A 25,139-nucleotide genomic window follows, 5' to 3' on the forward strand; every position below is an offset into this window, starting at 1 on the left:
AACCCCCACGTCGTTTCGCGCATCTAAGCCTTCGTTAGTTTGTATGCAGTTGGGTCGGAACGACCGCAGATGGGGACGCCATGCGCGACATCAGCCGAAGGAGTCTGCTCGGAGCCGGACTGGGGGGCGCGGCTGCCATCGGGATGGCGGGCTGCGGTTCCCGGCACTCTTCCGAACGGGGCCGGCCGGGACCCGGCCCCGGGGAGCGGGCGGACGGCAAGGCCGAGGGGGACGGTGCCGGGGAAGAGGGCGTCCGCGAGATCGGGGACGGTTCCACCGCGGACACCGGGGAACAGCCGAACCAGCCTTCCGCGCCGGTCCCGCTGGAACCCGGCCAGACCCCGCCGCAGTTCGTGATCTTTTCCTGGGACGGGGCGGGTGAGGTCGGCACCGGGCTCTTCCCGCGTTTTCTCGAACTCGCCAAGGCGCACGACGCGGCGATGACCTTCTTCCTCTCCGGGATCTACCTGCTGCCCGAGTCGAAGAAGTCCCTGTACCGGCCGCCGAACAACCGCATCGGCGCCTCCGACATCGGCTATCTCACCGATGCCCACATCAAGGAGACGCTGGGCCACATTCGCAGGGCCTGGCTCGACGGCCATGAGGTCGGCACGCACTTCAACGGGCATTTCTGCGGCGGTTCCGGATCGGTCGCCCACTGGACGTCCGCCCAGTGGGAGAACGAGATCGATCAGGCGGTCTCCTTCGTCACCGAATGGCGCACCCATACCGGCTGGACCGATCTCGACCCGCTGCCCTTCGACTACCGCAAGGAACTCGTCGGCGGCCGCACCCCCTGTCTGCTCGGCCAGAACAATCTGCTGCCCACCGCGCGCCGACTGGGCTGGCGCTACGACGCGAGCTCGCCCGGCGGCACCCAGATCTGGCCCAGGAAGCGCCAGGGCATATGGGATCTTCCACTGCAGGGCATGCCGTTCCCCGGGCACACCTTCGAAGTGCTGTCGATGGACTACAACATCCTCGCGAACCAGTCACGGAACACCACCCGGGGAATGCCGTCGCGCTATCCGGAATGGCGCACCCAGGCCACTCGGTCGTACCTCGCCGCTTTCCACCGTGCGTACGGGTCGAATCGCGCACCCTTCTTCATCGGCAACCACTTCGAGGAGTGGAACGGCGGCATCTATATGGATGCGGTCGAAGAGACCCTCAAAAGGATCGCCGGAAAGCCGGATGTGCGGCTCGTCTCCTTCCGGCAGTTCGTCGACTGGCTCGACGTCCAGGATCCGGCCGTGCTCGCGAAGCTCCGCACGCTGGAGGTCGGCCAGTCGCCCGACGGTGGCTGGAACGCCTTCTTTAAACGGGCCTGACAACGGGCTTTACGGGCACCGAGGGGGGTGAGCAAGATCCCCGAAACAGCCATGCGAAACTTTTCACATGAGCTCTGGCCGCGCACCCCGACGCCGCTTTACCCTGCTCGCCGCCCCCGCAGCGGCCGCCGCACTGGCGCTGACTCTGACTGCCTGCGGCGGTGACGGCAACAAGGCCGGCGGTGGCGGCAATTCGCACTTCGTCACCGGTAGTGGCGGAATCTCCACCGTGGCCAAGGCGGACCGCCAGGACGCGCCGAAGCTCGACGGAACGACACTGGACGGCAAGCCCCTCGACGTCGCCGACTACAAGGGCAAGGTCGTCGTGCTGAACGTATGGGGCTCGTGGTGCGGCCCCTGCCGGCTGGAGGCCAAGCACTTCGCGAAGGTGTCGAAGGAGACCGCGAGCCAGGGCGTCCAGTTCATCGGGATCAACACCCGGGACGCCGAGAAGGGCCCGGCGGTGAACTTCGAGAAGGACAACGACATCACCTACCCGAGCTTCTTCGACCCGATCGGGAAGCTCATCCTGCGCTTCCCCAAGGGCACGCTGAACCCGCAGGCCATTCCGTCGACCGTGGTCATCGACCGGGACGGGAAGATCGCGGCCCGCACCCTGGTCGCCCTCGACGACGTCAAGCTCCACAAGATGATCGACCCGCTGATCGCGGAGAAGTGATTCCGTGCTCACCCTTGCCGCACTTCCGGGGCAGAACGAGACCGTGATGAACGGGGCGCTGATCGCAGCCCTGCCCATCGCCGTACTCGGCGGGCTCGTCTCGTTCTTCTCGCCGTGCGTCCTGCCTCTCGTGCCCGGCTATCTCTCGTACGTCACCGGCGTCAGCGGCACCGATCTGGCGCAGGCCAGGCGGGGGCGCATGGTCGCCGGAGCCTCGCTCTTCGTGCTCGGCTTCACCGCCGTGTTCGTCTCCGGCGGCGCGCTCTTCGGCTTCTTCGGCCAGACGCTCCAGGCTCACAGCACCACGCTCTCCAAGGTCCTCGGTGTGCTGATGATCCTGATGGGGATCTTCTTCATGGGCCTGATGCCGTGGATGACGCAGCGCGAATTCCGTATCCACAAGAGGCCGGTGACCGGGCTGGCGGGCGCACCGCTGCTGGGCGCCCTCTTCGGGATCGGCTGGACCCCGTGCCTCGGTCCGACGCTCAGCTCGGTGAGCATCCTCGCGATGGACCAGGGCACCGCCGGACGCGGGGCGATACTGACCATCGCCTACTGCCTCGGGCTCGGTGTGCCCTTCGTGCTCGCCGCGGTCGCCTTCCGCAAGGCGCTCGGCGCGTTCGGCTGGGTCAAGCGCCACTACGCATGGGTCATGCGGATCGGCGGCGTCATGATGATCGCGACCGGGCTGCTTCTGCTGACCGGTGTGTGGGGCAGCATGATGCAGGAATTGCAGGGCTGGTCCGACGGCTTCACGGTGGGGATCTGAGTTCCAATGAGCGACACCAAGACCAACGCGGCCGAAGAGCGCGCGAACGAGCGCGAGCGCGAGAGCCGGCAGGAGCGGGAGAACGCGGCCGAGCTCGGCGCGGCCGGCTCGCAGCTCTCCACCGCCCCGCGCGAGGAGGCCCTGGCCACGCTGCCCGCCATGGGCGTCATCGGCTGGGCGCGCTGGTTCTGGCGCCAGCTCACCTCGATGCGGGTCGCGCTGATCCTGCTCTTCCTGCTCTCGCTCGGCGCCATCCCCGGCTCGCTGATCCCGCAGAACAGCGTGGACGAGCTGAAGGTGCAGACCTTCAAGGAAGCCCACACCACCGTCACGCCGATCTACGAGAAGCTCCAGTTCTTCGACGTGTACAGCTCGGTGTGGTTCTCCGCGATCTACATCCTGCTGTTCATCTCTCTCATCGGCTGCATCGTGCCGCGCACCGGCCAGTTCATCGGCCAGCTGCGCAGCCGGCCGCCGGGCGCTCCCAAGCGGCTGACCCGGCTGCCCGCCTACACGACGTGGCGCACCGACGCCGACCCCGAGCAGGTCCGCGAGGCCGCGCTCGCGATGATGCGCAAGCGGCGCTTCAGGGCGCACGTCGACGGCGATGCGGTCGCTGCGGAGAAGGGCTATCTGCGCGAGGCCGGGAACCTGATGTTCCACATCGCGCTGATCGTCCTGCTGGTGGCCTTCGCCACCGGGCAGCTCTTCAAGTCCGAGGGCGGCAAGCTGATCGTCCAGGGCGACGGCTTCTCCAACACGCTGACGCAGTACGACGACTTCAAGTCCGGTTCGTTGTACGACACCGACTCGCTCGCCCCGTTCAGCTTCACCCTCGACAAGTTCGTCGGCACGTACGAGCGCAGCGGCCCGCAGATCGGCACGCCCCGCACGTACGAGGCGCACGTCACGTACTCCGAGGGTGCGTACGGCAAGCCGAAGAAGGCGGTCATCAAGGTCAACGAGCCGCTGGTGGTCGACGGTTCCAAGGTCTATCTGATCGGGCACGGCTACGCCCCGGTCGTCTCCGTCAAGGACGGCAGGGGCAAGGAGGTCTACAAGGCCGCCGTGCCGCTGCTGCCGATCGACTCGAATGTCACCTCGACCGGTGCGATCAAGGTGATGGACGGCTACAAGGACGGGACCGGCAAGAGGGACCAGCTGGGCTTCCAGGCGTTCTTCGTGCCGACGTTCGCGGGCAACGGCAAGGGGACGATGTTCTCCCAGTTCCCGGCCGCCGACTTCCCGGTACTGGCCCTCAACGGGTACCACGGCAGCCTCGGTGTCGACTCCGGACTGCCGCAGAACGTGTACCAGCTGAACACCTCGAAGATGAAGCCGTTCGAGGACAGCAAGGGCGACAAGCTGAAGCAGCGGCTGCTGCCCGGCCAGACGATGAAGCTGCCGGACGGCGCCGGATCGATCACCTTCGAAGGCGTCGAGCAGTGGGCCAGCTTCCAGATCTCGCAGCAGCCCGCCAGCGGCTGGGCGCTCACCGGAGCCATCGGGGCCATCGCCGGTCTGGCCGGGTCGCTGTTCATCCAGCGGCGCCGGGTCTGGGTCCGGGCCGTACGGGGAGCGGACGGCGTCACCGTCGTGGAGATGGCGGGGCTGGGCCGCAGCGAGTCCGCGAAGCTTCCCGAGGAGCTGGCCGATCTCGCGGTCACCCTCCATGACGTGGCGCCCACCGCGCCCCACGACGCATCTGCCGAAGCACTTTCCGAAGAACCTGCCGAAGGGGCTGAGAAGTGAATCTCGCCGCCGCAACCAACGAGAATCTGGCACACACCAGCAATGTGCTGATCTATTCGTCGATGGCCGTCTACACCCTGGCCTTCTTCGCGCACATCGCGGAGTGGGTGTTCGGCAGCCGCAGCAAGGTCGGCCGCACCGCCGCCGCGCTGACCGGGGAAGGGGCCGCCGCCTCCCCGGCGAAGATCCAGGTCCAGGTCGCGCAGAAGGGCGGCGCCACCGCCGTACTGGACCGGCCGAAGATCATCACGAGGTCCGCCGCCGGCTCGCGGGACGTCCCGGACGGCCCCGGCGCCGCCGGGGGCACGTTCAAGGGTGACCTGTACGGGCGGATCGCGGTCTCCCTGACCGTCGTCGCCTTCCTCGTCCAGGCCAGTGGTGTCATCGCCCGCGCGATGTCCGTGCAGCGTGCCCCCTGGGGCAACATGTACGAGTTCTCGATCACCTTCTCCACGGTGGCCGTCGCCGCGTACCTGATCCTGATGGCGCTGAAGAAGAACGTCCGCTGGATGGGCCTGCTGCTGGTCACCACCGTCCTGCTGGACCTCGGCATCGCGACCACCGTGCTGTACACCTCCAGCGACCAGCTGGTGCCCGCACTGCACTCGTACTGGCTGTGGATCCACGTCTCCACCGCCATCATCTGCGGCGCCGTCTTCTACATCGGCGCGGTCGCCACGCTGCTCTACCTGTTCCGCGACAGCTACGAGAGCAAGCTGGCGAACGGCACCGAGCCCGGCTCCTTCGCCCGGTCCGTGCTGTCCCGGCTGCCCGCCGCGGCGACCCTCGACAAGTTCTCGTACCGCATCAACGCCGCCGTCTTCCCGCTCTGGACGTTCACGATCATCGCGGGCGCGATCTGGGCGGGCGACGCCTGGGGCCGCTACTGGGGCTGGGACCCCAAGGAGGTCTGGTCCTTCATCACCTGGGTCGCGTACGCCTGCTACCTGCACGCCCGCGCCACCGCGGGCTGGAAGGGCCGCAAGGCCGCCTACCTGGCGCTGATCGCCTTCGGCTGCTGGCTCTTCAACTACTACGGCGTGAACATCTTCGTCACCGGCAAGCACTCCTACGCCGGCGTCTGACCGTTCCCGCGTACGGGTGCGGAACGCGCCCCACCGGGCCACGCTGGAACCATGACCGACGCACTCCCCGTGATCGAACGTGGTACCGCCGAGACCCACGGTGACCACCACCTCCTGCGGTTCGTGCTCCGGCTGCCCCACCCCGTCCCACGGGTGTGGGCAGCCGTTGCCAGTTCCGAGGGGCTGCGGGGCTGGCTCGCCGCCGCCGACCCGTTCGAGCCACGCATCGGCGGGGCGATCACACTGCGCTGGCTCAATACCGACCGGGACGGGAACGCCACGGTCGCCTCCGGCACCGTCACCGCCTGGGACGTCGAGCGCGTCGCCGAGTACACCCTCGGAGGGGTGCACGGCCGGATCCGCTTCCACCTGGAGCCGCCGCGCGGCGACCACGTGCTCCTGCGCTTCAGCAACGAGTTCCACGGCGACGACGCGCTGCGGCTGGACTGCCTCGCGGGCTGGCACAACCACTTCGAGTACCTGGTGGACGCCCTGGACGGGCACCCCGCCGACTGGTCACGGTGGACCCTGCTCCGATGGCGGGAGCTACGCGAGAGCTACGGTGCGGAGGACGGCGGCAAGCAGTTCTGAGCCGGGGGCTTCCCCTCCGGCCAGGCGATCGCCACGAACCGCTGGGAGACGGTCGCCTGCCCGGAGGGGACCAGTTCCACCACCGGCACCGCCTTGTTGTACGGGTTGCCGTGGTTGTCCAGGCAGATCCAGCCGCTGGCCCCCGACACCCGCAGCGACGCCTTCACCCGCGGCCACTGCTCACCCACGTCCGCCGGCTGCGGCAGCTCTTCGCTCTTCGGGGTGGCCTGCCGGATGGCGTGCACGGCCGTCGCCATCGCGTCGTGCGCGATGATCAGCTGGCCGTCGGTCAGATCGGCGTAACCGGTCGGGCCGATCGGACCCACCGGTTTCTTCCCCGCCACCTCCAGCAGATGCAGGAAGCTCCGGTAGTCCGCCGCGGAGCCGCCCGTCCTCACCGCCGCCCCGCCCTTCCCCGCCGCCCAGGCGTCCGGGTGCGCGAGCGACGCGTACCGCACCGTCACCTTGCGAAGCAGCGCACTCCGGTCGAGCTTCTTGTCGCCGCCGAGATACGAACCCTCGTCACCGGTGAGCACGGTGAACGCCCGGTTCTGGCAGCCGCGGTCCCCGAGCGCGTTGATGAACTGCCGCAGCTGGGTGTGGCGCCCGGCGAAGAACACCGTCTCCGCGTCCGTGTCGCAGATCAGATGCGTGATCTGCTGGAACGTGTTGGCCGTGGTCCCCTCGTCGGTCGGGTCCTTCGGCGAGCTGAACAACTGCGGCTCGTACCAGGTGCCCCTCACCAGGGTGGCGAATGCCGCCCTCAGCGTGTCGGTGTAGTTGTCGCCGGTACGGGTGTCCTGCACCAGCAGCGCCTTGTCGGCCTCCACCTTGCCGAACTGGGCCAGCGCGCGCGCCTCGTCCCGGTTGGTGGGGGAGACCCGGACGATGTGCGCCGCGGTCAGCTCCTTGACCGCCGACTTCACCTCCGTGCACCGCGGGCGCGGCCCGCACCCGGGCCGCGAACTGGGCGACGAGATCGGGCAGCGCACCGATGACGGGCGTCCAGGCGGGACCGGGATCCTCGGGCGGGGTGACGGCCTCGCAGTCGGCCAGGGCGACCGGGGTGATCCCCCGGTACACCTGCCGTAACTGCTTGAGCACCGCGGTCTTGCCCATGCCGCGCCCGCCGGTCAGCACGACGACGGGCGGATCGTCGCGGTGCTCGTACGCCGTCCTGGCGGAGCCGTAGGGGGTGAGACCTGTCAGACGCGCCGCAAGCCCGTCGTTGCCGAAGATCGCCTCGCGTCCGTACAGCTCTCTGTCCACAGCACCCCCAGTGCCGACGCCCGCCCGAACTGTCGCATCGTCAACACCAGGATATCGGCGGTGTGTTGGAGAGGGGTGAGGATTTTCGAACGCTATTCGGTACCGATGTCCTCGTTCCAGAGGTCGGGGTGGTCGCGGATGAACTCCCGCATCAGGGCGGTGCATTCGGGGTCGTCGAGCAGGACGACCTGGACACCGTGCTCGGCCAGCCAGTCGTGGCCGCCGTGGAAGGTGGCGGCCTCGCCGATGACCAGCCGGGAGATGCCGAACTGGCGGATCAGGCCGCTGCAGTACCAGCAGGGCGACAGCGTGGTGACCATGGTCGTGCCGCGGTACGAACGCTGCCGGCCGGCCGCGCGGAACGCGGCGGTCTCCGCGTGCGTGGACGGATCGCCGTCCTGGACCCGGCGGTTGTGGCCCCGGCCGAGGAGCGTGCCGTCCGCGGCGTAGAGGGCCGCGCCGATCGGGATGCCGCCCTCGGCGAGACCGGCGCGGGCCTCCGCGAGGGCGGTGGCGAGCATGGTCCTGTCGTTCATGCGCGTCTCTCCTGGTGGTCGGTGCGCGGCGGCGGCGCCCCGGGTGGCCGCTGCCCCCGGACCGCCGCTCAACGCGCGTGGTGTGCACGCGGCCCTCGAAGCGCCCCGCAGGAGCGGATACCGCGGCTGCCCCTGCTCGAACGGCCGGGGCAGCCGCGGTATCCGTGACCCTCCGCGCTACGAGGCGGGCGGAGCAGACCCCTCGGGACCGGCCCCGCTCTCCCGGCGCTTGAGCTCCTCCTCGCGGCGGCGCAGATCCGCCTCCCAGTCCTTGAGGAGCGACTCGTCCTTCTTGTTCTCTTCCTTCAGTGCCTTCAGGAATTCCGGATTGTCGTCCGGCGCCACCCACTCGTGGCGGTGATTGCGGTGCCATTCGGAGGGCGTACGGCCTCCGGCGGGCACCTGACGCAGCTTGCCGGCGGCCAGCCACACGATCGGGCCGACGATCCAGAAGAGCAGGATGATGAAGACCCAGGCGATCTTCGGCAGGTGCTTGGCCTCGTCCTCCGGGGTGTTCAGACAGTCGATGAACGCGTAGATCGTCAGCGCCAGAGGCAGGAGATAGATCAAGGCCCGGAACATGGTGGAAGGTTCCCCCCGCGGAGAGATGGCGGGGCACTGTCCCGCCCCGGTGACGGGCCCAGGGTAGCCGGTGGCCGATACTGGTCAGCATGGCTTACGACGATCTTCGTTCCCTCCTCCGGGCGCTGGAGCGCGAGGGCGAGCTCAAGCGCATCAAGGCCGAGGTCGACCCCTACCTGGAGGTCGGCGAGATCGTCGACCGCGTGAACAAGGCGGGCGGTCCCGCGCTGCTCTTCGAGAACGTCAAGGGCTCGTCGATGCCCCTGGCCATGAATGTCTTCGGGACCGACCGGCGGCTGCTGAAGGCGCTCGGGCTGAAGTCGTACGCCGATATCAGCGACAAGATCGGCGGCCTGCTGAAGCCGGAGCTGCCGCACGGCTTCGTCGGAGTGCGCGAGGCGTTCGGCAAGCTCGGCTCGATGGTGCACGTGCCGCCGAAGAAGGTGAAGTCGGACAGCGCCCCCGTGCAGGAGGTCGTTCTCACCGGCGACGACGTGGACCTGGACCGGCTGCCCGCACTCTTCACCTGGCCCGAGGACGGCGGTTCCTTCTTCAACCTGGGGCTCACCCACACCAAGCACCCGGAGACCGGCGTACGGAACCTGGGGCTCTACCGGCTCCAGCGCCACGACCGGCGCACCATCGGGATGCACTGGCAGATCCACAAGGACAGCCGCAACCACTACCAGGTCGCCGCCAAGCGAGGGGAGCGGCTGCCCGTCGCGATCGCGTTCGGGGCGCCGCCCGCGGTGACGTACGCGTCCACCGCCCCGCTGCCCGGGGACATCGACGAGTATCTGTTCGCCGGGTTCATCCAGGGCAAGCGGATCGAGATGGTCGACTGCAAGACCGTGCCGCTGCAGGTCCCGGCGCAGGCGGAGGTCGTCATCGAAGGGTGGCTGGAGCCCGGGAAGATGCTTCCCGAGGGGCCGTTCGGCGACCACACCGGGTTCTACACGCCGCAGGAACCGTTCCCCGCGCTGACCATCGACTGCGTGACCATGCGGAAGCGTCCGCTGCTCCAGTCGATCGTGGTGGGCCGGCCGCCGACCGAGGACGGGCCGCTGGGGCGGGCCACCGAGCGGTTCTTCCTGCCCCTGCTCAAGATCATCGTGCCGGACATCGTGGACTACCACCTTCCGGAGGCGGGCGGCTTCCACAACTGCGCGATCGTCTCGATCGACAAGAAGTACCCGAAGCACGCCCAGAAGGTGATGAGTGCCATCTGGGGCGCGCACATGATGTCGCTGACCAAACTGATCGTCGTCGTGGACTCCGACTGCGACGTCCACGATCTGCACGAGGTCGCCTGGCGGGCGCTCGGCAACACCGACTACGCCCGGGACCTCACTGTCACCGAAGGCCCGGTCGATCATCTCGACCACGCCTCCTACCAGCAGTTCTGGGGCGGCAAGGCGGGCATCGACGCGACGAAGAAGTGGCCCGAAGAGGGCTACACCCGGGACGGGGGCTGGCCGGACATGGTCGAGTCCGACCCGGAGACGGCGGCGAAGGTCGACCGCCGGTGGAAGGAGTACGGGCTGTGAGTGCGGCCGAAGCGACGCTGGGCCCCGGGCCCGCGCAACCGACCGGCAGGGTCAAGGCGTTCTTGCGGCTCGTGATGATCGAGCACTCGGTCTTCGCGCTGCCCTTCGCCTACATCGCCTCGCTGACCGCGATGTTCCACCTCGACGAGAACATCCACTGGGTGCGCCTGCTGCTCGTCACCATCGCGATGGTCGGGCTGCGCACGTTCGCCATGGCCGCGAACCGGATCATCGACCGCGAGATCGACGCCCGTAATCCGCGTACCGCCGGCCGTGAGCTGGTCACCGGTGCCGTCTCCGTGAGGTCGGCGTGGACGGGCGCGCTCGTCGCGGTCGTCGTCTTCCTCGGCGCCGCCGCGCTGCTGAACCCGCTGTGTCTGGCGCTCGCGCCGATCGCCGTCGTGCCGATGGTCGTCTATCCGTACGGCAAGCGGTTCACCCACTTCCCGCACGCCATCCTCGGCATCGCGCAGGCCATAGGGCCCATCGGTGCCTGGCTGGCGGTCACCGGCAGCTGGTCGTGGGACGCGGTCATACTCGGCCTCGCGGTCGGTGTCTGGATCGGCGGCTTCGACCTGATCTTCGCCTGCCAGGACGTCCAGGCAGACCGCGCGCACGGTGTGTTCTCGGTCCCGGCCCGCTTCGGGATCCCGGCCGCGCTGTGGGGGGCGCGGGTCTGCCATGTGGTGACGACCGGGCTGCTGGTCTGGTTCGGCCTGGCGACGGGTGCGGAGCTGCTCTACTGGATCGGGATGGTGATCGTCGCCGTGGCGTTCGTGTACGAGCACCGCGTGGTGCGGCCGCACGATCTGTCCCGGCTGAATCGGGCGTTCTTCTCCGTCAACGGATTCATCGGGATCGCACTGTTCGCATGTGCCTTGCTGGACCTGCTGGTGCGCGGCCTCACACCGTGAAGGCGGGCGGTACGGGGCGGGTGCTACGGCGCGGGCGGCGGAACGCGAACGCCGCGCCCACCCCTCCGATCAGCCCGAACAGATGCCCCTGCCAGCTGATCCCGGAGTCGGTCGGCAGGACCCCCCACAGCGGTGAGCCGTAGACCGCGGCGATCACGACGCCCACCACGACGTCGAGCGGCCTCCGGTCGACGAAGCCACGGACCAGCAGATAACCGAAGAGGCCGAAGACGACGCCGGACGCGCCGAGCGTGACGGTGTGCGGCGGCGCCGTCAGCCAGACGCCGAAGCCGCTGACGACGATGACGGTGAGGACGACGGCGGCGAACCGGCGTATCCCGCCGAGGGCGGCGATGAAGCCGAGGACCAGCAGCGGGACGGTGTTGGAGGCGACATGCTCCCACCCGCTGTGCAGGAACGCGGCGGGCACGATGTCGAGGAGTTCGGCGGGTTCGCGCGGGGTGATGCCGTAGGTGTCGAGTGCCTGGCCGGTCGCCGTGTCGATGCCTTCGAGCACCCACAGCAGTGCGATCCAGCCCAGCATCAGCGCGCCGGCGGTCATCGCCCGCGCGGAGGTGCCTGTACGGGTACCGGTCACTGCCGCCCCCTGTCCTTGGCCGTCGACGGCCTGTCCTTCATCTGTCGGAACGCGCGGAGCCCCTCGCTCGGTTCCGCAACTCCTGCGCCGGATAGGCTCGGGGGTGTGGAATCCGGGACTTCAGTGAGTCAGCAGCAGCGGCAGCCTTGGATTGTCGGGGTTTCGGGCGCCTCAGGTACACCATTCGCCGCCGCCGTGCTGCGTGGTCTGCTGGCCGCGGGCGAGAGCGTCGACCTGGTGGTGAGCCGGGCCTCGCGGCTGACGCTGCTGGACGAGACCGGGATCGCCTTCCGCGACGCACGCTGGCAGGAGGACCTGCGGAGCTGGCTGGCGCGCGGCGCGGACGGGAAGCCGGACACCTTCGAGGTGGGCGATGCGGAGCTCGACGGCGTACGGCACTGGGCGGCCGGTGATCTCGCGGCCGGGCCGTCCTCGGGGTCGTACCCGGCGAAGGGGATGCTGATCGTTCCCGCCTCGACGGCCTGTGTGGCCGGAGTGGCGCTCGGGCTCTCGAAGGATCTGCTGCAGCGGGCCGCGAGCGTGACGCTCAAGGAGCGGCGGAAGCTGGTCGTCGCGGTGCGCGAGACTCCGCTGAACGGTCAGACGTTGAAGCATCTGGTGGCCCTGGACGAGGCGGGCGCCGTGGTGCTGCCCGCCTCTCCGGCGTTCTATGCGGGCGCGACGCACATCCAGGATCTGGTGGACTTCGTCGCGGGGCGGGTGCTGGACGCGGCAGGGGTGCCGCACCAGCTGTACCGCCGGTGGGAGGGGAAGCTCGGTGGCTCCCGTGACTGAGGCCGGGTTCGTCCCGGCGGGACTCAGCGCTTCTTCGGGGCGCGCGGGGTGCGGGTCTTGTCGATCCGGTGCGCGGCGGCGGGCTGGTGGGCACGCGAGCGGTTGGCCAGGTCCTGCAGCTCGCGCATCCGGGCGTAGGCCATCTCGATCGTGTACACGGTGTTTTCACTCCTGAGGATTCGAAAGCACTTTTTGGAATATCTGGAAGATTTACAGGGCCTGGGCTCTGTATGCCTTAGATTCTACACGTAAACTCGCGGTACTGCTGAACAATGGAAGGTTTCAGTCATATGGACGCGGTGGACAGGCAGCTCATCCAGGCCCTGAGGGAGAACGGCAGGGCCTCGTACGCCGAGCTGGGACGGCTCGTCGGGCTCTCCGGGCCCAGCGTCACCGACCGCATCAACCGGCTGGAAACCGCCGGTGTCATCACCGGTTACCGCGCCACAGTCGACGCCGCCTCGCTCGGGCTCGGGGTCACGGCCCTGATCGGCATCTCGCTCTCCGACGCCGCCGACCACGAGGACGTCGCGCGCCGGCTCAAGGACCTCGCCGAGATCGAGGACTGCTGGTTCATCGCGGGCGACGACTCGTTCATGCTCAAGGTGCGGGTCGGTGACGTCGACGGCCTGGAGAAGACCATCCGCCGGCTCAGCGGCACGAAGGGCGTCTCCCGCACCCGTACGACGATCGTGCTCTCCACCAAGTGGGAGAACCGGGTCGGGGAACTCCCCGAGGAGTCGTAGGCGTAACGTGGTGGAGCCCCCGGGGGACCGGGGGTTTCTGCCGGTGTCACGGCGGAATCCGGTGGAACGCACAGCACGTCAGAGACATCTGGGAGGCAGCCGCATGGACGTTGGGCTCAAGCGCGAGCTGGAGGAGAAGGTCCGTGCGGGGGAGCGGCTGACCCGCGAGGACGGCATCGCCCTCTACGAGTCGGACGACCTGGCCTGGCTCGGCGGCCTCGCCCACGAGGTGCGCACGCGCAAGAACGGTGACGTCGTGCACTTCAACGTCAACCGGCACCTCAACATGACGAACGTGTGCACCGCCTCGTGCGCGTACTGCTCGTTCCAGCGCAAGCCGGGCGAGAAGGACGCGTACACGATGCGCATCGAGGAGGCCGTCCGCCTCGCGAAGGCGATGGAGGGCGAGAACCTCACCGAGCTGCACATCGTCAACGGGCTGCACCCCACCCTCCCGTGGCGCTACTACCCGCGCTCCCTCAGCGCGCTGAAGGAAGCCCTGCCGCAGGTCTCCCTCAAGGCGTTCACCGCCACCGAGATCCACCACTTCGAGACCATCTCCGGGCTCTCCGCCTCCGAGATCCTCGACGAGCTGATCGAGGCCGGCCTGGAGTCGCTGACCGGTGGCGGCGCGGAGATCTTCGACTGGGAGGTCCGCCAGCACATCGTGGACCACAACACCCACTGGGAAGACTGGTCGCGCATCCACCGCCTCGCGCACGAGAAGGGTCTGAAGACCCCGGCGACGATGCTGTACGGGCACATCGAGGAGCCGCGTCACCGCGTCGACCATGTGCTGCGACTGCGCGAGCTGCAGGACGAGACCGGCGGCTTCCAGGTCTTCATCCCGCTCCGCTACCAGCACGACTTCGTGGACATGAAGGACGGCAAGGTCCGCAACAAGCTCCAGGCGCGGACGACGATGGCGACCGGCGCCGAGGCGCTGAAGACCTTCGCGGTCTCGCGTCTGCTCTTCGACAACGTCCCGCACGTCAAGGTCTTCTGGGTGATGCACGGCGTGCAGACCGCCCAGCTCGCGCTGCAGCACGGCGCGGACGACATGGACGGCTCGGTCGTCGAGTACAAGATCACGCACGACGCGGACAACTACGGCACGCCGAACAAGCTCGGCCGCGACGACCTGCTGGACCTGATCCGGGACGCGGGCTTCCGCCCCGTCGAGCGCAACACCCGGTACGAGATCATCCGCGAGTACCCGGGGCCGGACGCGGACCGTCGCGAGGCGCCGCAGCCGATGCGCGTCTGACGTCCGGCACGTCCCTGTGTACCGCTCCGTGCGAAAGCCCCGGCCGCCGTCCCCGGCCGGGGCTTTCTCGCGTACCGGACGGTTCTTGAGCCACCCGTTCGGTAATAGGTAATCTGCCCTTATGGCACTTACTTTCGAGCTCGACCCCAAGTTCGACGGCACGCTGCGGGACGGCATCATCGCGCTCTGGGTCGATGTCTCCAACGCGGGTGGAGCCGTCGGCTTCATACCGCCCGTCACCACCGAGGAGATCCGGCCCGAACTGGTCAGGCATCTCGTCTCGATGGCCGAGGGGCACACCCGACTGCTGGTCGGGTACGACGACGAGGGCGCCGTCGCCGCCACCGCCTTCCTCACCCACAACACGCACCGGCTGATGACCCACTGGCTCTGGATCTACACGGTGATGGTCCATCCCCGACACCAGGGCAAGGGCTACGGCCGCGGCCTGATGTCCGCCGTGGCGGAAGCGGCCCGAGGGTTCGAGGGCATCGAGGCGATCCGGCTGACCTGCCGGGGCGGCACCGGCGCCGACCGTTTCTACACGTCGTGCGGTTACAAGGAGGTCGGGCGGGTGCCGGGCGCGATCCGGGTCGCCGACGGGGACGACCGCGACGACATCATCATGCTGCTCCCGCTGTGCTGACCGCAGGGGTCTTCGGGCTGAACCTGCCCGCCGAAGCGATCGATATCGGGGCATGCTTCACTGGTCGGGCAGGATTGTCGTACGTAGAGAGAAGGCCAGCCGTGTCCGCTGCCAAGCCGAGCGCAACGATCCGGTACACCCTGATGCGCCTCAGCATCTTCGTGGGCTGCCTCGTCGTCGTCGCCGTGGCTGTCACCTACGGTCTGCTGCCCTCCGGGCTCGGCGGGTCCAACGTCATGTGGATCGTCTTGCTGGCCCTGGTTCTCTCCGCGCCCCTCAGCTACGTCCTGCTGCGCAAGCAGCGCGACGAGATGTCCGCGCAGATCGCCCCCAGGATCGACCGCGCCAAGGCGCGACTGGCGGCGAACCAGGGCCAGGAGGACGACGTCGCGTAGCGAGCGCGCGGAGCCCATGAGGGCCGCGTGAGTGCGGGGTTTGGGGATACGTAAGGTTCCTCACACCCGCAGAGATCTTCTTGGGGACCCCAGTACCGAGCTTCCCGCTCATGTACTGGGGTTTCGTCATTTCCGGGGCCGGGCAGGTCATGGTTTCCCAAAGAAGATCTTTGAGGCTCTCAAAGTTCAAGTGTTAACGTGTTCGGCATGAAGACAGCTGTGCGCCCCCGCCGTTCGGCGAGCATTCCGCTCGTGGCGCGCCTGCATGTCGATCTCTGCCGCTGTATGTCCGCGGTCTGTTAGCCGCAACGTCGAACCGGCACCATGCAGCGGCGCCGCCCCCTGACGCGGGCGCCGCACCCCCGTCCCCCCCCGTCTCGTTCCCGTGCGCCCCGATGCGTCACATCAGGAGTGTGTCCGTGTCCGCGAATCCCGCGTCCGCCACCGCCGGCAAGCCGTCCGGCTCCGGTTTCCGTATACCCAAGGTCCCGTTCTGGGCCCAGATCGTCGCCGGTCTCGTCCTCGGCGTGCTGCTCGGGTGGCTCGCCCGCAGCCAGGACATCAGCTGGCTCTACACCACGCTCGACAAGGTCGGCCACATCTTCGTCCAGCTGCTGAAGCTGGCTGTCGCGCCCCTCGTCTTCTTCGCGATCCTGGTGTCGATCACCAACCTGCGCAAGGTCAACAACGCCGCCCGGCTGGCCACCCGCACGCTGCTCTGGTTCATGATCACCTCGCTGATCGCGGTCGCCATCGGCCTCGCGATCGGTCTGATCACCAACCCCGGCTCCGGAACCGGCCTCACGCCGAAGGACGGCAAGCTGCCGGAGCACGCCGGCTCCTGGCTCGACTTCCTCACCGGCATCATCCCGGACAACGTGATCACCCCGTTCACCGAGCTGAACGTTCTCCAGATCGTCTTCATGGCCGCCGTCGCCGGTATCGCCGCGCTTCAGCTCGGTGAGAAGGCCCAGCCGATCCTCACTCTCAGCGAGTCGATCCTGGAGCTTCTCCAGAAGGCCCTGTGGTGGGTCATCCGCCTGGCCCCCATCGGCACCGTCGGCCTCATCGGCTATGCGATCGCCGACTACGGCTGGGACCTGATCGGCAAGTACGCGACGTTCACCGCCGACGTCTACATCGGCTGCGCCCTGGTGCTGTTCGGTGTGTACCCGCTGCTGCTCGCCACCGTCGCCAAGCTCAGCCCGCTGCAGTTCTTCAAGGGCGCCTGGCCGGCGATCCAGCTGGCCTTCGTCTCCCGCTCCTCGGTCGGCACGATGCCGGTCACTCAGAAGGTCACCGAGCGTCTCGGCGTCCCGAAGGAGTACGCGAGCTTCAGCGTCCCGTTCGGGGCGACCACGAAGATGGACGGCTGCGCCGCGATCTACCCGGCGCTGGCGGCGATCTTCATCGCCCAGATCTTCGACGTGCAGCTGGGTGTCGGTGACTACATCCTGATCGCGTTCGTCTCGGTGATCGGCTCGGCGGCCACCGCCGGTCTCACCGGTGCGACGGTCATGCTGACCCTCACGCTGTCGACGCTGGGTCTGCCGCTGGAGGGTGTGGGTCTGCTGATGGCCATCGACCCGATCCTGGACATGATGCGCACGGCCACCAATGTTGCTGGGCAAGTTGTCACGCCGGTGATTGTGGCCTCCCGGGAGAAGATCCTCGACCGCGACCGGTACAACACGGCGACGTCGTCGCCCGTGGACGAGCCGCAGGCTGTGGTTGCCGCCGCCTGACGTCCCCTGGCTCGTCCGGAACGTGCCCTGCACCCTTGATTGGGTGTGGGGCACGTTCCGTTGACGGAGCTACTCAACTGGATGAGACGGTTCACCATGCGGTGGGGAGCCGGTGAACCTCCCCCGGAGTAACCGCGTCTGCTTGCCTGCCAGTGCCGCATCAGGCAACGTTCGCCCTGTTGTCGTCGGGCGGTGTCAGCTTGGGCTGAGTGGCTCGGTTTGCTCAGCGTCGAGCTGGTGATCGGCCCAGACGTAGCTTTCGGGAAGCAGGTCGATGATGGAAAGAGTCCGGAGGCGGTCGTCTGCACCGACGATGACCTTGAGGGCCGGGAAGTAGTCGAGCAGGACCTGTCGGCACCGGCCGCAGGGGGGAACGACGCCCCGGTCACGGTCGCCCACGGCGACGATCGTGTTCAGCTCGTAGGCGCCTTGGGCGGCTGCCGCGCCGATGAGGACCAGCTCAGCACAGGGGCCTCCCGTGAAGTGGTAGGCGTTCACCGCGGTGATGATCCGGCCGTCCTGGGCGCGGGCCGCGGCCGCCATGGTGTGGTTGTCGCCCCGGCAGCGAGTGCGCGCGACGTGGGCCGCGGCCTGGATGAGTTCGTGGTCGACGTGGTGGGTTTGCGTGGTCATCGTCTCTGCCTTCGTAAGGTGTCAGGCGACGTTGACCCGAGTGACGATGGTGCGCAAGCGAATATCGGCGGTGTGTTTGTTTCGCCAGACGATGTAGCGGCGGATCATGCTGCCCTGTTCCTTAACCGTTGGTTTCCGCCCAAGGATTACGACGCCCGTGTCAGCACCATCATCGACGGCTAACTTGCTGATCGTGCTACGTCGGTCAGTCGTCCAAAGAACTCTCATCAGTTGCGCCGGCCGGCGTGACCTCAATTGACGTGATCTCGGGAGGCTTGCGTTGCCCGCGACCCACGCTGAACACGGCAACATGGTCGATCACCGTCGCCACTATGGCCCGACGGCGCTCCAGATTCTCGATGCTGTCGTCCTTCCAGACCGCCAGCGCATCGGATTCGACGCGGGAGCGACGGATGACCGTCGTGGCCTCACGCGTGCGGAGTGTCTGGAGTTCCTCACGTAGGTGGGCCAAGGAGTCGAAGTAGTCCTCATCTTCTATCTGCCCTTCTTTCCAACGGCTCCGAAGCGCATGGATGCGGGCCTCCAGCACGTTGATCCGACCTGTGAGGTTCTCGTCCGGCGCTTCCTCCTGCTGCGGCATGCGTGACGTCAGGGCTGCCTCGACCACCTCGTTGAGCCGCTCCTCGATCCACTCGTACTTGCGGCTGACCTTCCCGCAGCCAAGGCGCCCGTCCCTGCCGCGCTGGCCGGAGTGACATAACGTACGCCGGAACGTCCGGCCCTGAATGGTCGCCCACTGAACGCGCATGACCGCTCCGCAGGCCCCACACCGCAGGAAACCGGAGTACACGTGCTTCCGCTTACCGGAACCTTGGGCTGCCGGTGTGGCTCGGCCGTCGAGCAGGCTCTGGACGTTCTCCCACTGCTCCCGAGTCAGCGGAGCACCGTAGATGCTGTCTCCGATGTCCTGCCCCTTGTAGGTGACGATGCCGCCGGTCCGTTCGGAGCGGTACGCCCGCTTCACGGACTGGATCGTCCAGGCGCCACCATGCGGGGTCGTTGAGCCTTCGGAGTTCCAGTAGCGCGCCACATCACCAGGAGTCTTCGGGTTTCTGTCCATCAGCATCCGATAGCCACCGCGGATGAGCTCGGTCTCCGCCTCGTCCAGCTCCTGAAAGTGCGACCCCTCCTTGAAGCCGAACTGCCGCTTCCCGCCTGCGTGCGGCTTGCCCTGTTCCCTGCGCTGTAGAAGTGAGTTGTTGACCCGCTCCGACATGCGCTCGGTCTCCTGCTGAGCCACGGCACCTTTGATCGTGAGGATCATGCGCCCGTTCGCGGTCGACGTGTCCTCGCCCTCTGTTGTGGCGAACGCGAAGCCATGTTCCTTCTGCTCCTCCAGGAAGCTGGTCAGCTCGCTGATCCGGCGCGTGAGGCGGTCGATGGAGTAGACGACGATGCCGTCGATGAGGCCGTCGCGGGCGTCGCGGAGCATCTCCGTGAACTTGGGGCGGCGACGCTTGCTCGTGGTCGATGCCGAGACGTCGTTCTCCGGGTAGACCTTGAGGACACCCCACCCCATGCGCTCGCACAGCTCCCGGCACGCCTTCTCCTGGCGCTGGATGCCGAGTTCCTGGCCCTTGCGATCCTTGCTGATCCGTACGTAGATCCCTACACGCTTCGGCTTGACTGCCATGTCCCACCCCTGGTCACGGACGACGTACCTGCGCTCTGACCAACGTGCATACACGCAATACGGTTACGAACGTGGCCAGCCAGGCACTGGTCCCGGTGATCGTCTCGGCCCGCGAGAAATTCCTCGCGTAGCACTCGGCCTCGTCCTCCCCGATCGACGACGTCGAGGTGCGCGACGCGGAGCAGCAGGTGAGCGTGTCGGTCGCCGCGTCACGACCACGGCTTCCGCCCAGCGGGCTCGGGCCGGCACCTCAGGGAGCGGTGCCCGCGGCGACGAAGAGGGGGAGGGCGAGGAACAGCCGCCCGGTTCGGGCGCGTGCGCGCTGGTCCGCGGTCCAGGCCGAGGCCTCCGCGACGGTGAGGGCGCCCGTGTCCCTGGCCGCCTGTGCCAGTCCGGTGAGCATCGGCAGCGCTGCGGCGTCGGTGAGGACTGCCGTACGCACCTCCGCCACGACGTCCTCGAAGCCTGCGTCCAGCAGCAGATTCCGGTGGCGGCGGGCGGTCCGGGGGCTCGGCACGGTGTCGGCCCGCGCGTGCACGACGGTGCGGGTGAGTGCGGGGTCGTCGGAGTCGATGACGAAGGTGTCCCAGTCCTGTCCGATGAGGACGGCCCGTCCGCCGGGGATCAGTACGCGCCGCGCCTCGCGCAGTGCGGCAGCGGGGTCGGCGAGGGCGTGGAGCACCTTGTCGGCGCGGTAGCCGTGCAGGGAGTGGTCGGGGAAGGGGAGGGCGTACGCGTCCGCCCTCCGGATGTCCGCGCCGGGGAGCCGCTCCCGGGCGACGGCGACCATCCGCGCGTCGAGGTCCGCGCCGATGACCCGGGCACCGCGCGCGGACAGCTCGGCGACCGCGGTTCCGGTCACGCAGCCGATGTCGACGACGGTGGTGTCCGCTCCTGCCCGGAGCAGTTCGCAGCTGTGGCGCCGGAGCGCGGCGGCGCCCGGGATCCGCTCAGCCGCATCGAGGAGCGCGGCGAAAGGCGTGGCGGATGCGGTGGTGGGAGGCGTGGCCAGGGGCGCGGGCATGGGTGTGGTCCGGGACTTGTCCATGGCCGCCAGGCTGCGACTTAATGTCGGCATGAAGTCAAGCGAGGCGGGGACTCTGCTGAGCATCGGGGACGCGGCGGCGCGATTCGGGCTGCCCACGCATGTGCTGCGGCACTGGGAAGCGGTGGGGCTCGTGACGCCCGCCCGGGACGGTACGGGAAGACGGCGTTACGGTACGGACGACCTCACCCGGGTCGCGGTCGTCGTCCGGGCCAAGCGGGCGGGTCTCGGCCTGGATGCGATCCGGGTTCTGGTCTCCGCCGCGGACCCCGCCGAGCGTCGGGCGGTGCTCGTCGGCGAGGCGGCGAGGCTGCGCACCCGTATCGCCGCCGTGCAGGCCTCGCTGGACCTGGTCGAGTGCGCGCTGGACTGCGAGCACGACGACTTCACCCGATGCCCCCACTACCGCACGCACGTGGCACTCGGGCTCTGACGGCCCCCCGCGGTAGGGGAGGCCGTGAGCGCCACGTGCGTCTGCGACGCGACGTGCCCCATCCCGTCCGGGGCGGGTCAGGGCTGCTGGAACCCGACCTCGGGGTTGTCCGGTGTCGGGCCGTCCAGGAGTGGTTGTGGTGTGCCCCGCAGATGGAGATCGAAGAAGGCCGCGACATAGTCCCGGGTGATCCGCATCGAACGTTCGCCGGAGAGCGGCGCCTCGGGGTCGACCATGCCCAACTGGCCTGCCAGCGCGGGGACATCGGTGAAAGTGAAGTGGCCGGAGTCGGTGACGGTCAGCCAGCGCTTCCAGCCGTCCAGCCGCGCCCAGCCCTCGTCCCAGCTCTCGTCCTCGCCGCCGGGATGGTGGTAGGAGGCGGTGCCGAGCATCAGGAACGGCCTGCCGTCGAGACCGCCGGCGGGGACCGGGTCGAAGAAGGTGCCGTCCATGTCGACCCCCGCGCGCACGCGGTGGTCGGCGGCCATGGTCGAGGCGGTGGCGTTGCCGCCGATGGAATGGCCGGCCATGCCGATCCGGTGCGGGTCGATCATGTGGGCGTGACGCCAGGCCGGGTGACGGCCGGTCAGCCGGTCCAGCACGAAGGAGAGGTCCTTGGCCCGCCCCGTGGCCACGGCTGCCAGGCCCGTCGACGCGGTCTGTTCGCAGGCGGCGCAGGTGAGCAGGCGGCCGCCGGGGAAGGTGGTGCCGGTGGACTCGTAGGCGTGGTCGACCGTCGCGACGACGTATCCGCGGCTGGCCAGGTCCTCGGCCAGGCCGGTGAGCGTTGTCCGCGGAGCGCCGAAGCCGGGGGAGAGCACCACGAGCGGGAACCGGCCATGTGCCGGGCGGGCGGCCAGGCGGGCGTGGGTGAGGGTGGCGCTGACCGTGGTCGCGGGGATCACGTCCTCCAGACCCCGGGACGCCAGCATCAGCCGGGCTTCGTCCGTGGTCATGTACGGCGCGGTCGCCGTGCCGCCGCCGGGACGGGCCGGGTAGTGGACCGACACCATCAACTGCCGGGCGCCCGCGGTCGGGACCCAGGGGTCTGGGCGGCTCCAGTCGGTCAGATGCAGGGTGTCCCGGCCTGTCGCGTAGGGTCCCGTCGGCCGGGGAACCTCCAGCGACGATCCGGTGGCGGCGTGTGCCGCAGGGGTCGCATCGGGTCGGGTTCCGGGACCCGGGGCGGCTAAGGCGGTCGAGGGTGCGGTGAGCAGGACGGCCAGGGCGATCGCCGTGGCCGTGGCCCGGCTGCGAAGACTGATCATGATGAAGACGTTACGGTTCCGGCCGTGCGGGAACATCGCGCGCAGGGGGGAACCGCTCTCCCACCACAGAGTGATTCCGGGCTCCGGAAGACCTGACTTTCGTCGGGCGTACAACCGGCCAGTCGGAGCCTCGGAAGGGGCTGTGCCGCCTGCCGTTGGAGCGGCAGTGGTTGTGCGGTCGACTCCGCGATCGCGCGCTGCACCGAACGCAGGCCGCCGCGCACACCCGTTCGCGACTTTGGGCCCTACGCATACGTCCTCTGGGCCCGGTGGGTCTATGGAGACGGCTGAAACTCCGGCACTCTTGAGCCCGTTCAACCCGGATTGATGCTCCGCACCGCACTCCACGCCCGGATTTCGACTCGGAGGACGTATGCGATCCCTACGTATCGCCCTGCTGGCCCTCGTGGCTCTGCTCGCAGGACTGCTCACCGCAACTCCCGCCGCGGCGGCGCCGAACTTCAAGGCACCGTTCCCCTGCGGCCAGACCTGGACCTACAGCCACCATTCGGCGGAGGTCAGATCGGCGCTCGACTTCGTTCGCACGGACGGCGGGGCCACCGCCGGGACCCCGGTCCTCGCCTCGTCCGGCGGGACCGCACACCGCTACTCCCAGCCCAGCGGCGCGGGCAACTACATCGTGATCGACCACGGCGGCGGCTGGCAGACCTACTACTTCCACCTCGCCTCCTACTTTGTCGCCGACGGTGCCTCGGTCAACCAGGGCCAGCAGATCGGCGTGACGGGCACGACCGGCAACAGCTCCGGCGCCCACATCCACTACGAGCAGCTGTACAACGGTGTCGGCCAGACCATCGCGATCAACGGCCAGTCGCTGGCCCCGTACCCCGGCTCGTACTACAGCAAGTACCTGACCAGCGACACCGGTTGTGGTGGCGGAAAGTACTGGGTGGACACGTTCGCCAATGCGACGGGTTACGCCGCAGCCAACACCGCTGACGCACAGGGCGTACTGAACGCGGGCACGAACTACGTGTACTGCAAGGTGTGGGGCGCCCAGGTCGGCTCGGGCAGCGCCTACAACCACTGGTGGCTGAAGACCGACCTGGACACGGTCTACGCGGGCAAGAACGGCCGCGGCGCGTACGTCTCCGCGTACTACCTCTCGCGCTGGGGCAACGACGAGGCGCGCGACAACAACGGCGCGGTCATTCCGAACTGCTGACGGCCCGGTGGACGGTCCCGTCCGTTCCCCAGGAGGGGGCGGGCGGGACCGCCGGAGTCAGAGCACGCAGAACTCGTTGCCTTCCGGGTCGGCCATCTCCACGTGATCGGGCCTGCCGTCCATGTCGTGCTCGCGCACCACCGTCGCACCCGCTGAGGTCAGGCGCCCGACCGCCTCGACGACGCGCGGCCACCGCTCCTCCCACGGCGTGCCCCGGCCGCCGCCGGCCTGTACGTCCAGATGAACCCGGTTCTTCGCCACCTTCGGCTCCGGCACCTTGAGGAAGGACAGCGTCGGCCCCACGCCGTCCGGGTCGCACAGGTACGCGCCGTCGTCCCACTCCTCCTCCGGGACGCCGTGGTGGGCGAACCACTCCTTCCAGCTGCTGAAACCGGCTGGCGGAGGCTTCGGTACATAGCCGAGGGCGAGGGCCCAGAACTCCGAGAGCCTAGTCGGCTGCGCGCAGTCGAGCGTCACGGTCCATCTGGTCGACATGGCTCCTCCTCGGTCCGGGGCGAGTGGTGGGGACCGTACCGCGCACCTCTGACACTCACGGACCGCGGTCCGGCGGCCGGTCGGGGTGAGGGATCCGCCGTTCTTCACCCCGTCTCTTGTCTGATGCAGCGTCAGGTACGACGATGGCAACCGCCTCGAAAATGACGACGCGTCAGATCCGGATCCGGTCGGGGCGGAAGCCCAGGAAGGGAGGCGACCCGGTGCCGATACTGCCCGCCGGGCGGCTGTCGTACGGGATGCAGCTCCCGGTCCAGTCGCAGAGCACCATCTACACGGAAGCGTGGGAGGCCTCGGCCGGGCCGGGCGATCTCGCCGAGATCGCCCGCACCGCCGACCGCACCGGCTTCGCCTATCTGGCGAGCTGCGACCACGTCGCGATTCCGCGGCGGCTCGCCGATGTCATGAGCACCGTCTGGTACGACCCGGTGGCCACCCTCGGCTTTCTCGCCGGGATCACCGAGCGCGTCCTGCTGATGAGTCATGTCGCCGTCGTCGGGCTGCGTCATCCGCTCGCCACCGCCAAGCAGTACGCCACGCTCGACCATCTGTCCGGCGGCCGGCTGATCCTCGGGGTCGGGGCCGGGCACGTGCGGGAGGAGTTCGAGGCGCTCGGGGCGGACTTCGACGGGCGCGGCGCCGTGCTCGACGAGACCATCGACGCGCTGAAGGCGGCGCTCGGGCCGGAGGAGTATCCGGAGTTCGCCGGGGAGCGGTTCTCGTTCAGCGGGCTCGGGCAGCGGCCGCGGCCCGCGCAGGAGCGGGTTCCGGTCTGGGTGGGCGGTTCCTCGCCCGCCGCGGTGCGCCGGGCCGCGCTGCGGGGTGACGGGTGGCTGCCGCAGGGGGATCCCAGGGACCGGTTGCCGCAGCAGATCGCCAGGGTGCGGGCGTTGCGGGAGGAGGCCGGTATCGAGGCGCCGTTGGTCGTCGGTGCCATCACCGAGCCGCTGTACGTCGGGGAGCCGGGCTGGGCCGTGGGGCGGCGCACGCTCAGTGGGAAGCCCGAGGCGCTCGCCGAGTCCTTGCGTGCGTATGGGGCGATGGGGGTGCATCAGGTCCAGGTGCGGTTCCGCACCCGGAGCCGCAGCGAACTGACCGATCAGATGGCGGCGTTCGCCGCCGATGTCGCTCCCTACCTCGACCAGCAGTGAGGAGTACGG

General features: G+C 68.7%; 26 protein-coding genes and 3 pseudogenes. 18 read left to right on the forward strand and 11 right to left on the reverse strand.

Annotation, left to right across the window (positions count from 1 at the left end; translation table 11 throughout):
* Nucleotides 1-80 precede the first annotated feature (80 nt).
* From AB0915_RS01145 to AB0915_RS01170, 6 genes are all read left to right on the forward strand, one after another.
* A complete protein-coding gene (locus AB0915_RS01145) occupies nucleotides 81-1,331 on the forward strand; it encodes a hypothetical protein (protein ID WP_366689078.1) in 1,251 nt (416 codons plus the stop codon).
* 67 nt (nucleotides 1,332-1,398) lie between these two features.
* Nucleotides 1,399-2,010 (forward strand): TlpA disulfide reductase family protein, encoded by a 612-nt coding sequence (locus AB0915_RS01150; protein ID WP_366689079.1) that lies wholly within the window; start codon nucleotides 1,399-1,401, stop codon nucleotides 2,008-2,010.
* 46 nt (nucleotides 2,011-2,056) lie between these two features.
* Nucleotides 2,057-2,779 carry a cytochrome c biogenesis protein CcdA gene (locus AB0915_RS01155; RefSeq protein ID WP_366689164.1) on the forward strand — a complete coding sequence of 241 codons (723 nt, stop codon included), beginning with the start codon at nucleotides 2,057-2,059 and terminating at the stop codon, nucleotides 2,777-2,779.
* Nucleotides 2,780-2,785: 6 nt separating this feature from the next.
* Entirely contained in the window at nucleotides 2,786-4,531 is a 1,746-nt protein-coding gene (locus AB0915_RS01160) for a cytochrome c biogenesis protein ResB (RefSeq protein ID WP_366689080.1), read from the forward strand.
* Nucleotides 4,528-5,616 carry a c-type cytochrome biogenesis protein CcsB gene (gene ccsB, locus AB0915_RS01165; protein WP_366689081.1) on the forward strand — a complete coding sequence of 363 codons (1,089 nt, stop codon included), beginning with the start codon at nucleotides 4,528-4,530 and terminating at the stop codon, nucleotides 5,614-5,616. Before AB0915_RS01160 ends, ccsB begins: the two co-directional genes overlap by 4 nt.
* 51 nt (nucleotides 5,617-5,667) lie before the next feature.
* On the forward strand, nucleotides 5,668-6,207 hold the full coding sequence (locus AB0915_RS01170; protein WP_366689082.1) for an SRPBCC domain-containing protein: 540 nt from the start codon (nucleotides 5,668-5,670) through the stop codon (nucleotides 6,205-6,207).
* On the opposite strand, the pseudogene AB0915_RS01175 reads toward AB0915_RS01170, so the two are convergent.
* The 3 genes and pseudogenes from AB0915_RS01175 to AB0915_RS01185 all read right to left on the reverse strand — a co-directional run.
* A pseudogene (locus tag AB0915_RS01175) lies at nucleotides 6,174-7,091 on the reverse strand (hypothetical protein); the annotation flags it as partial. The gene AB0915_RS01170 and the pseudogene AB0915_RS01175 overlap by 34 nt on opposite strands.
* 477 nt (nucleotides 7,092-7,568) lie before the next feature.
* Nucleotides 7,569-8,012, reverse strand: a complete 444-nt coding sequence (locus tag AB0915_RS01180) for a nucleoside deaminase (protein WP_366689083.1) — start codon at nucleotides 8,010-8,012, stop codon at nucleotides 7,569-7,571.
* A 177-nt stretch (nucleotides 8,013-8,189) separates the two neighbouring features.
* Nucleotides 8,190-8,594 (reverse strand): PLD nuclease N-terminal domain-containing protein, encoded by a 405-nt coding sequence (locus AB0915_RS01185; RefSeq protein ID WP_366689084.1) that lies wholly within the window; start codon nucleotides 8,592-8,594, stop codon nucleotides 8,190-8,192.
* Between the two features lie 89 nt (nucleotides 8,595-8,683).
* Here AB0915_RS01185 and AB0915_RS01190 point away from each other — a divergent pair, with 89 nt between their 5' ends.
* Nucleotides 8,684-10,141: a menaquinone biosynthesis decarboxylase gene (locus AB0915_RS01190; RefSeq protein ID WP_327245798.1), complete on the forward strand. Its 1,458-nt coding sequence runs from the start codon at nucleotides 8,684-8,686 to the stop codon at nucleotides 10,139-10,141.
* Nucleotides 10,138-11,055, forward strand: a complete 918-nt coding sequence (mqnP, locus tag AB0915_RS01195; protein ID WP_366689085.1) for a menaquinone biosynthesis prenyltransferase MqnP — start codon at nucleotides 10,138-10,140, stop codon at nucleotides 11,053-11,055. The genes AB0915_RS01190 and mqnP overlap by 4 nt, the downstream gene beginning before the upstream one ends.
* Here mqnP and AB0915_RS01200 read toward each other — a convergent pair.
* Nucleotides 11,045-11,617, reverse strand: a complete 573-nt coding sequence (locus tag AB0915_RS01200) for a rhomboid family intramembrane serine protease (RefSeq protein ID WP_366689165.1) — start codon at nucleotides 11,615-11,617, stop codon at nucleotides 11,045-11,047. The two genes, mqnP and AB0915_RS01200, sit on opposite strands and share 11 nt — an antisense overlap.
* Nucleotides 11,618-11,776: 159 nt before the next feature.
* On the opposite strand from AB0915_RS01200, the gene AB0915_RS01205 reads away from it, so the two are divergent.
* Nucleotides 11,777-12,448, forward strand: a complete 672-nt coding sequence (locus AB0915_RS01205) for a UbiX family flavin prenyltransferase (RefSeq protein WP_366689166.1) — start codon at nucleotides 11,777-11,779, stop codon at nucleotides 12,446-12,448.
* 23 nt (nucleotides 12,449-12,471) lie between these two features.
* On the opposite strand, the gene AB0915_RS01210 is transcribed toward AB0915_RS01205, so the two are convergent.
* Complete coding sequence (locus tag AB0915_RS01210; protein WP_266984549.1) at nucleotides 12,472-12,606, reverse strand: hypothetical protein; 135 nt, start codon at nucleotides 12,604-12,606, stop codon at nucleotides 12,472-12,474.
* A gap of 132 nt (nucleotides 12,607-12,738) precedes the next feature.
* On the opposite strand from AB0915_RS01210, the gene AB0915_RS01215 reads away from it, so the two are divergent.
* The 5 genes from AB0915_RS01215 (at nucleotide 12,739) to AB0915_RS01235 (ending at nucleotide 17,247) form a co-directional block, all read left to right on the forward strand.
* Nucleotides 12,739-13,194 (forward strand): Lrp/AsnC family transcriptional regulator, encoded by a 456-nt coding sequence (locus tag AB0915_RS01215; RefSeq protein WP_266984550.1) that lies wholly within the window; start codon nucleotides 12,739-12,741, stop codon nucleotides 13,192-13,194.
* A gap of 103 nt (nucleotides 13,195-13,297) precedes the next feature.
* Entirely contained in the window at nucleotides 13,298-14,461 is a 1,164-nt protein-coding gene (mqnE, locus tag AB0915_RS01220) for an aminofutalosine synthase MqnE (RefSeq protein WP_366689086.1), read from the forward strand.
* A gap of 121 nt (nucleotides 14,462-14,582) precedes the next feature.
* Complete coding sequence (locus tag AB0915_RS01225) at nucleotides 14,583-15,107, forward strand: GNAT family N-acetyltransferase (protein WP_366689087.1); 525 nt, start codon at nucleotides 14,583-14,585, stop codon at nucleotides 15,105-15,107.
* 101 nt (nucleotides 15,108-15,208) lie between these two features.
* Nucleotides 15,209-15,502 carry a DUF4229 domain-containing protein gene (locus AB0915_RS01230; RefSeq protein WP_366689088.1) on the forward strand — a complete coding sequence of 98 codons (294 nt, stop codon included), beginning with the start codon at nucleotides 15,209-15,211 and terminating at the stop codon, nucleotides 15,500-15,502.
* 419 nt (nucleotides 15,503-15,921) lie between these two features.
* Nucleotides 15,922-17,247 carry a dicarboxylate/amino acid:cation symporter gene (locus tag AB0915_RS01235; RefSeq protein WP_366689089.1) on the forward strand — a complete coding sequence of 442 codons (1,326 nt, stop codon included), beginning with the start codon at nucleotides 15,922-15,924 and terminating at the stop codon, nucleotides 17,245-17,247.
* Nucleotides 17,248-17,442: 195 nt separating this feature from the next.
* On the opposite strand, the gene AB0915_RS01240 is transcribed toward AB0915_RS01235, so the two are convergent.
* The 3 genes and pseudogenes from AB0915_RS01240 to AB0915_RS01250 all read right to left on the reverse strand — a co-directional run bounded on the left by AB0915_RS01240 (nucleotide 17,443) and on the right by AB0915_RS01250 (nucleotide 19,534).
* Complete coding sequence (locus tag AB0915_RS01240; RefSeq protein ID WP_366689090.1) at nucleotides 17,443-17,880, reverse strand: cytidine deaminase; 438 nt, start codon at nucleotides 17,878-17,880, stop codon at nucleotides 17,443-17,445.
* A gap of 21 nt (nucleotides 17,881-17,901) precedes the next feature.
* Nucleotides 17,902-18,003: pseudogene (locus tag AB0915_RS01245) on the reverse strand (transposase); the annotation flags it as partial.
* 82 nt (nucleotides 18,004-18,085) lie between these two features.
* Nucleotides 18,086-19,534 (reverse strand): recombinase family protein, encoded by a 1,449-nt coding sequence (locus tag AB0915_RS01250; RefSeq protein ID WP_366689091.1) that lies wholly within the window; start codon nucleotides 19,532-19,534, stop codon nucleotides 18,086-18,088.
* A gap of 59 nt (nucleotides 19,535-19,593) precedes the next feature.
* Between AB0915_RS01250 and AB0915_RS01255 the strand changes: the two are divergent.
* A pseudogene (locus tag AB0915_RS01255) lies at nucleotides 19,594-19,743 on the forward strand (dicarboxylate/amino acid:cation symporter); the annotation flags it as partial.
* Between the two features lie 41 nt (nucleotides 19,744-19,784).
* Here AB0915_RS01255 and AB0915_RS01260 read toward each other — a convergent pair.
* Nucleotides 19,785-20,582, reverse strand: a complete 798-nt coding sequence (locus tag AB0915_RS01260) for a methyltransferase domain-containing protein (protein WP_366689092.1) — start codon at nucleotides 20,580-20,582, stop codon at nucleotides 19,785-19,787.
* Between the two features lie 28 nt (nucleotides 20,583-20,610).
* Between AB0915_RS01260 and AB0915_RS01265 the strand changes: the two genes are divergently transcribed.
* Nucleotides 20,611-21,012, forward strand: coding sequence for a MerR family transcriptional regulator (locus AB0915_RS01265; RefSeq protein ID WP_366689093.1), 402 nt, complete (start codon nucleotides 20,611-20,613; stop codon nucleotides 21,010-21,012).
* Between the two features lie 77 nt (nucleotides 21,013-21,089).
* Here AB0915_RS01265 and AB0915_RS01270 read toward each other — a convergent pair whose 3' ends face one another.
* Nucleotides 21,090-22,280, reverse strand: a complete 1,191-nt coding sequence (locus AB0915_RS01270; RefSeq protein WP_366689094.1) for an alpha/beta hydrolase — start codon at nucleotides 22,278-22,280, stop codon at nucleotides 21,090-21,092.
* A 373-nt stretch (nucleotides 22,281-22,653) separates the two neighbouring features.
* Here AB0915_RS01270 and AB0915_RS01275 point away from each other — a divergent pair, with 373 nt between their 5' ends.
* A complete protein-coding gene (locus tag AB0915_RS01275) occupies nucleotides 22,654-23,466 on the forward strand; it encodes a M23 family metallopeptidase (protein ID WP_366689095.1) in 813 nt (270 codons plus the stop codon).
* Nucleotides 23,467-23,523: 57 nt separating this feature from the next.
* On the opposite strand, the gene AB0915_RS01280 is transcribed toward AB0915_RS01275, so the two are convergent.
* A complete protein-coding gene (locus AB0915_RS01280; protein WP_366689096.1) occupies nucleotides 23,524-23,961 on the reverse strand; it encodes a VOC family protein in 438 nt (145 codons plus the stop codon).
* 221 nt (nucleotides 23,962-24,182) lie between these two features.
* Here AB0915_RS01280 and AB0915_RS01285 point away from each other — a divergent pair, with 221 nt between their 5' ends.
* A complete protein-coding gene (locus AB0915_RS01285; RefSeq protein WP_366689097.1) occupies nucleotides 24,183-25,130 on the forward strand; it encodes an LLM class F420-dependent oxidoreductase in 948 nt (315 codons plus the stop codon).
* The last annotated feature ends 9 nt before the right edge of the window (nucleotides 25,131-25,139 follow it).

Origin of the sequence: Streptomyces sp. NPDC048411, from assembly GCF_040704695.1 — a bacterium.
GTDB lineage: Bacteria > Actinomycetota > Actinomycetes > Streptomycetales > Streptomycetaceae > Streptomyces.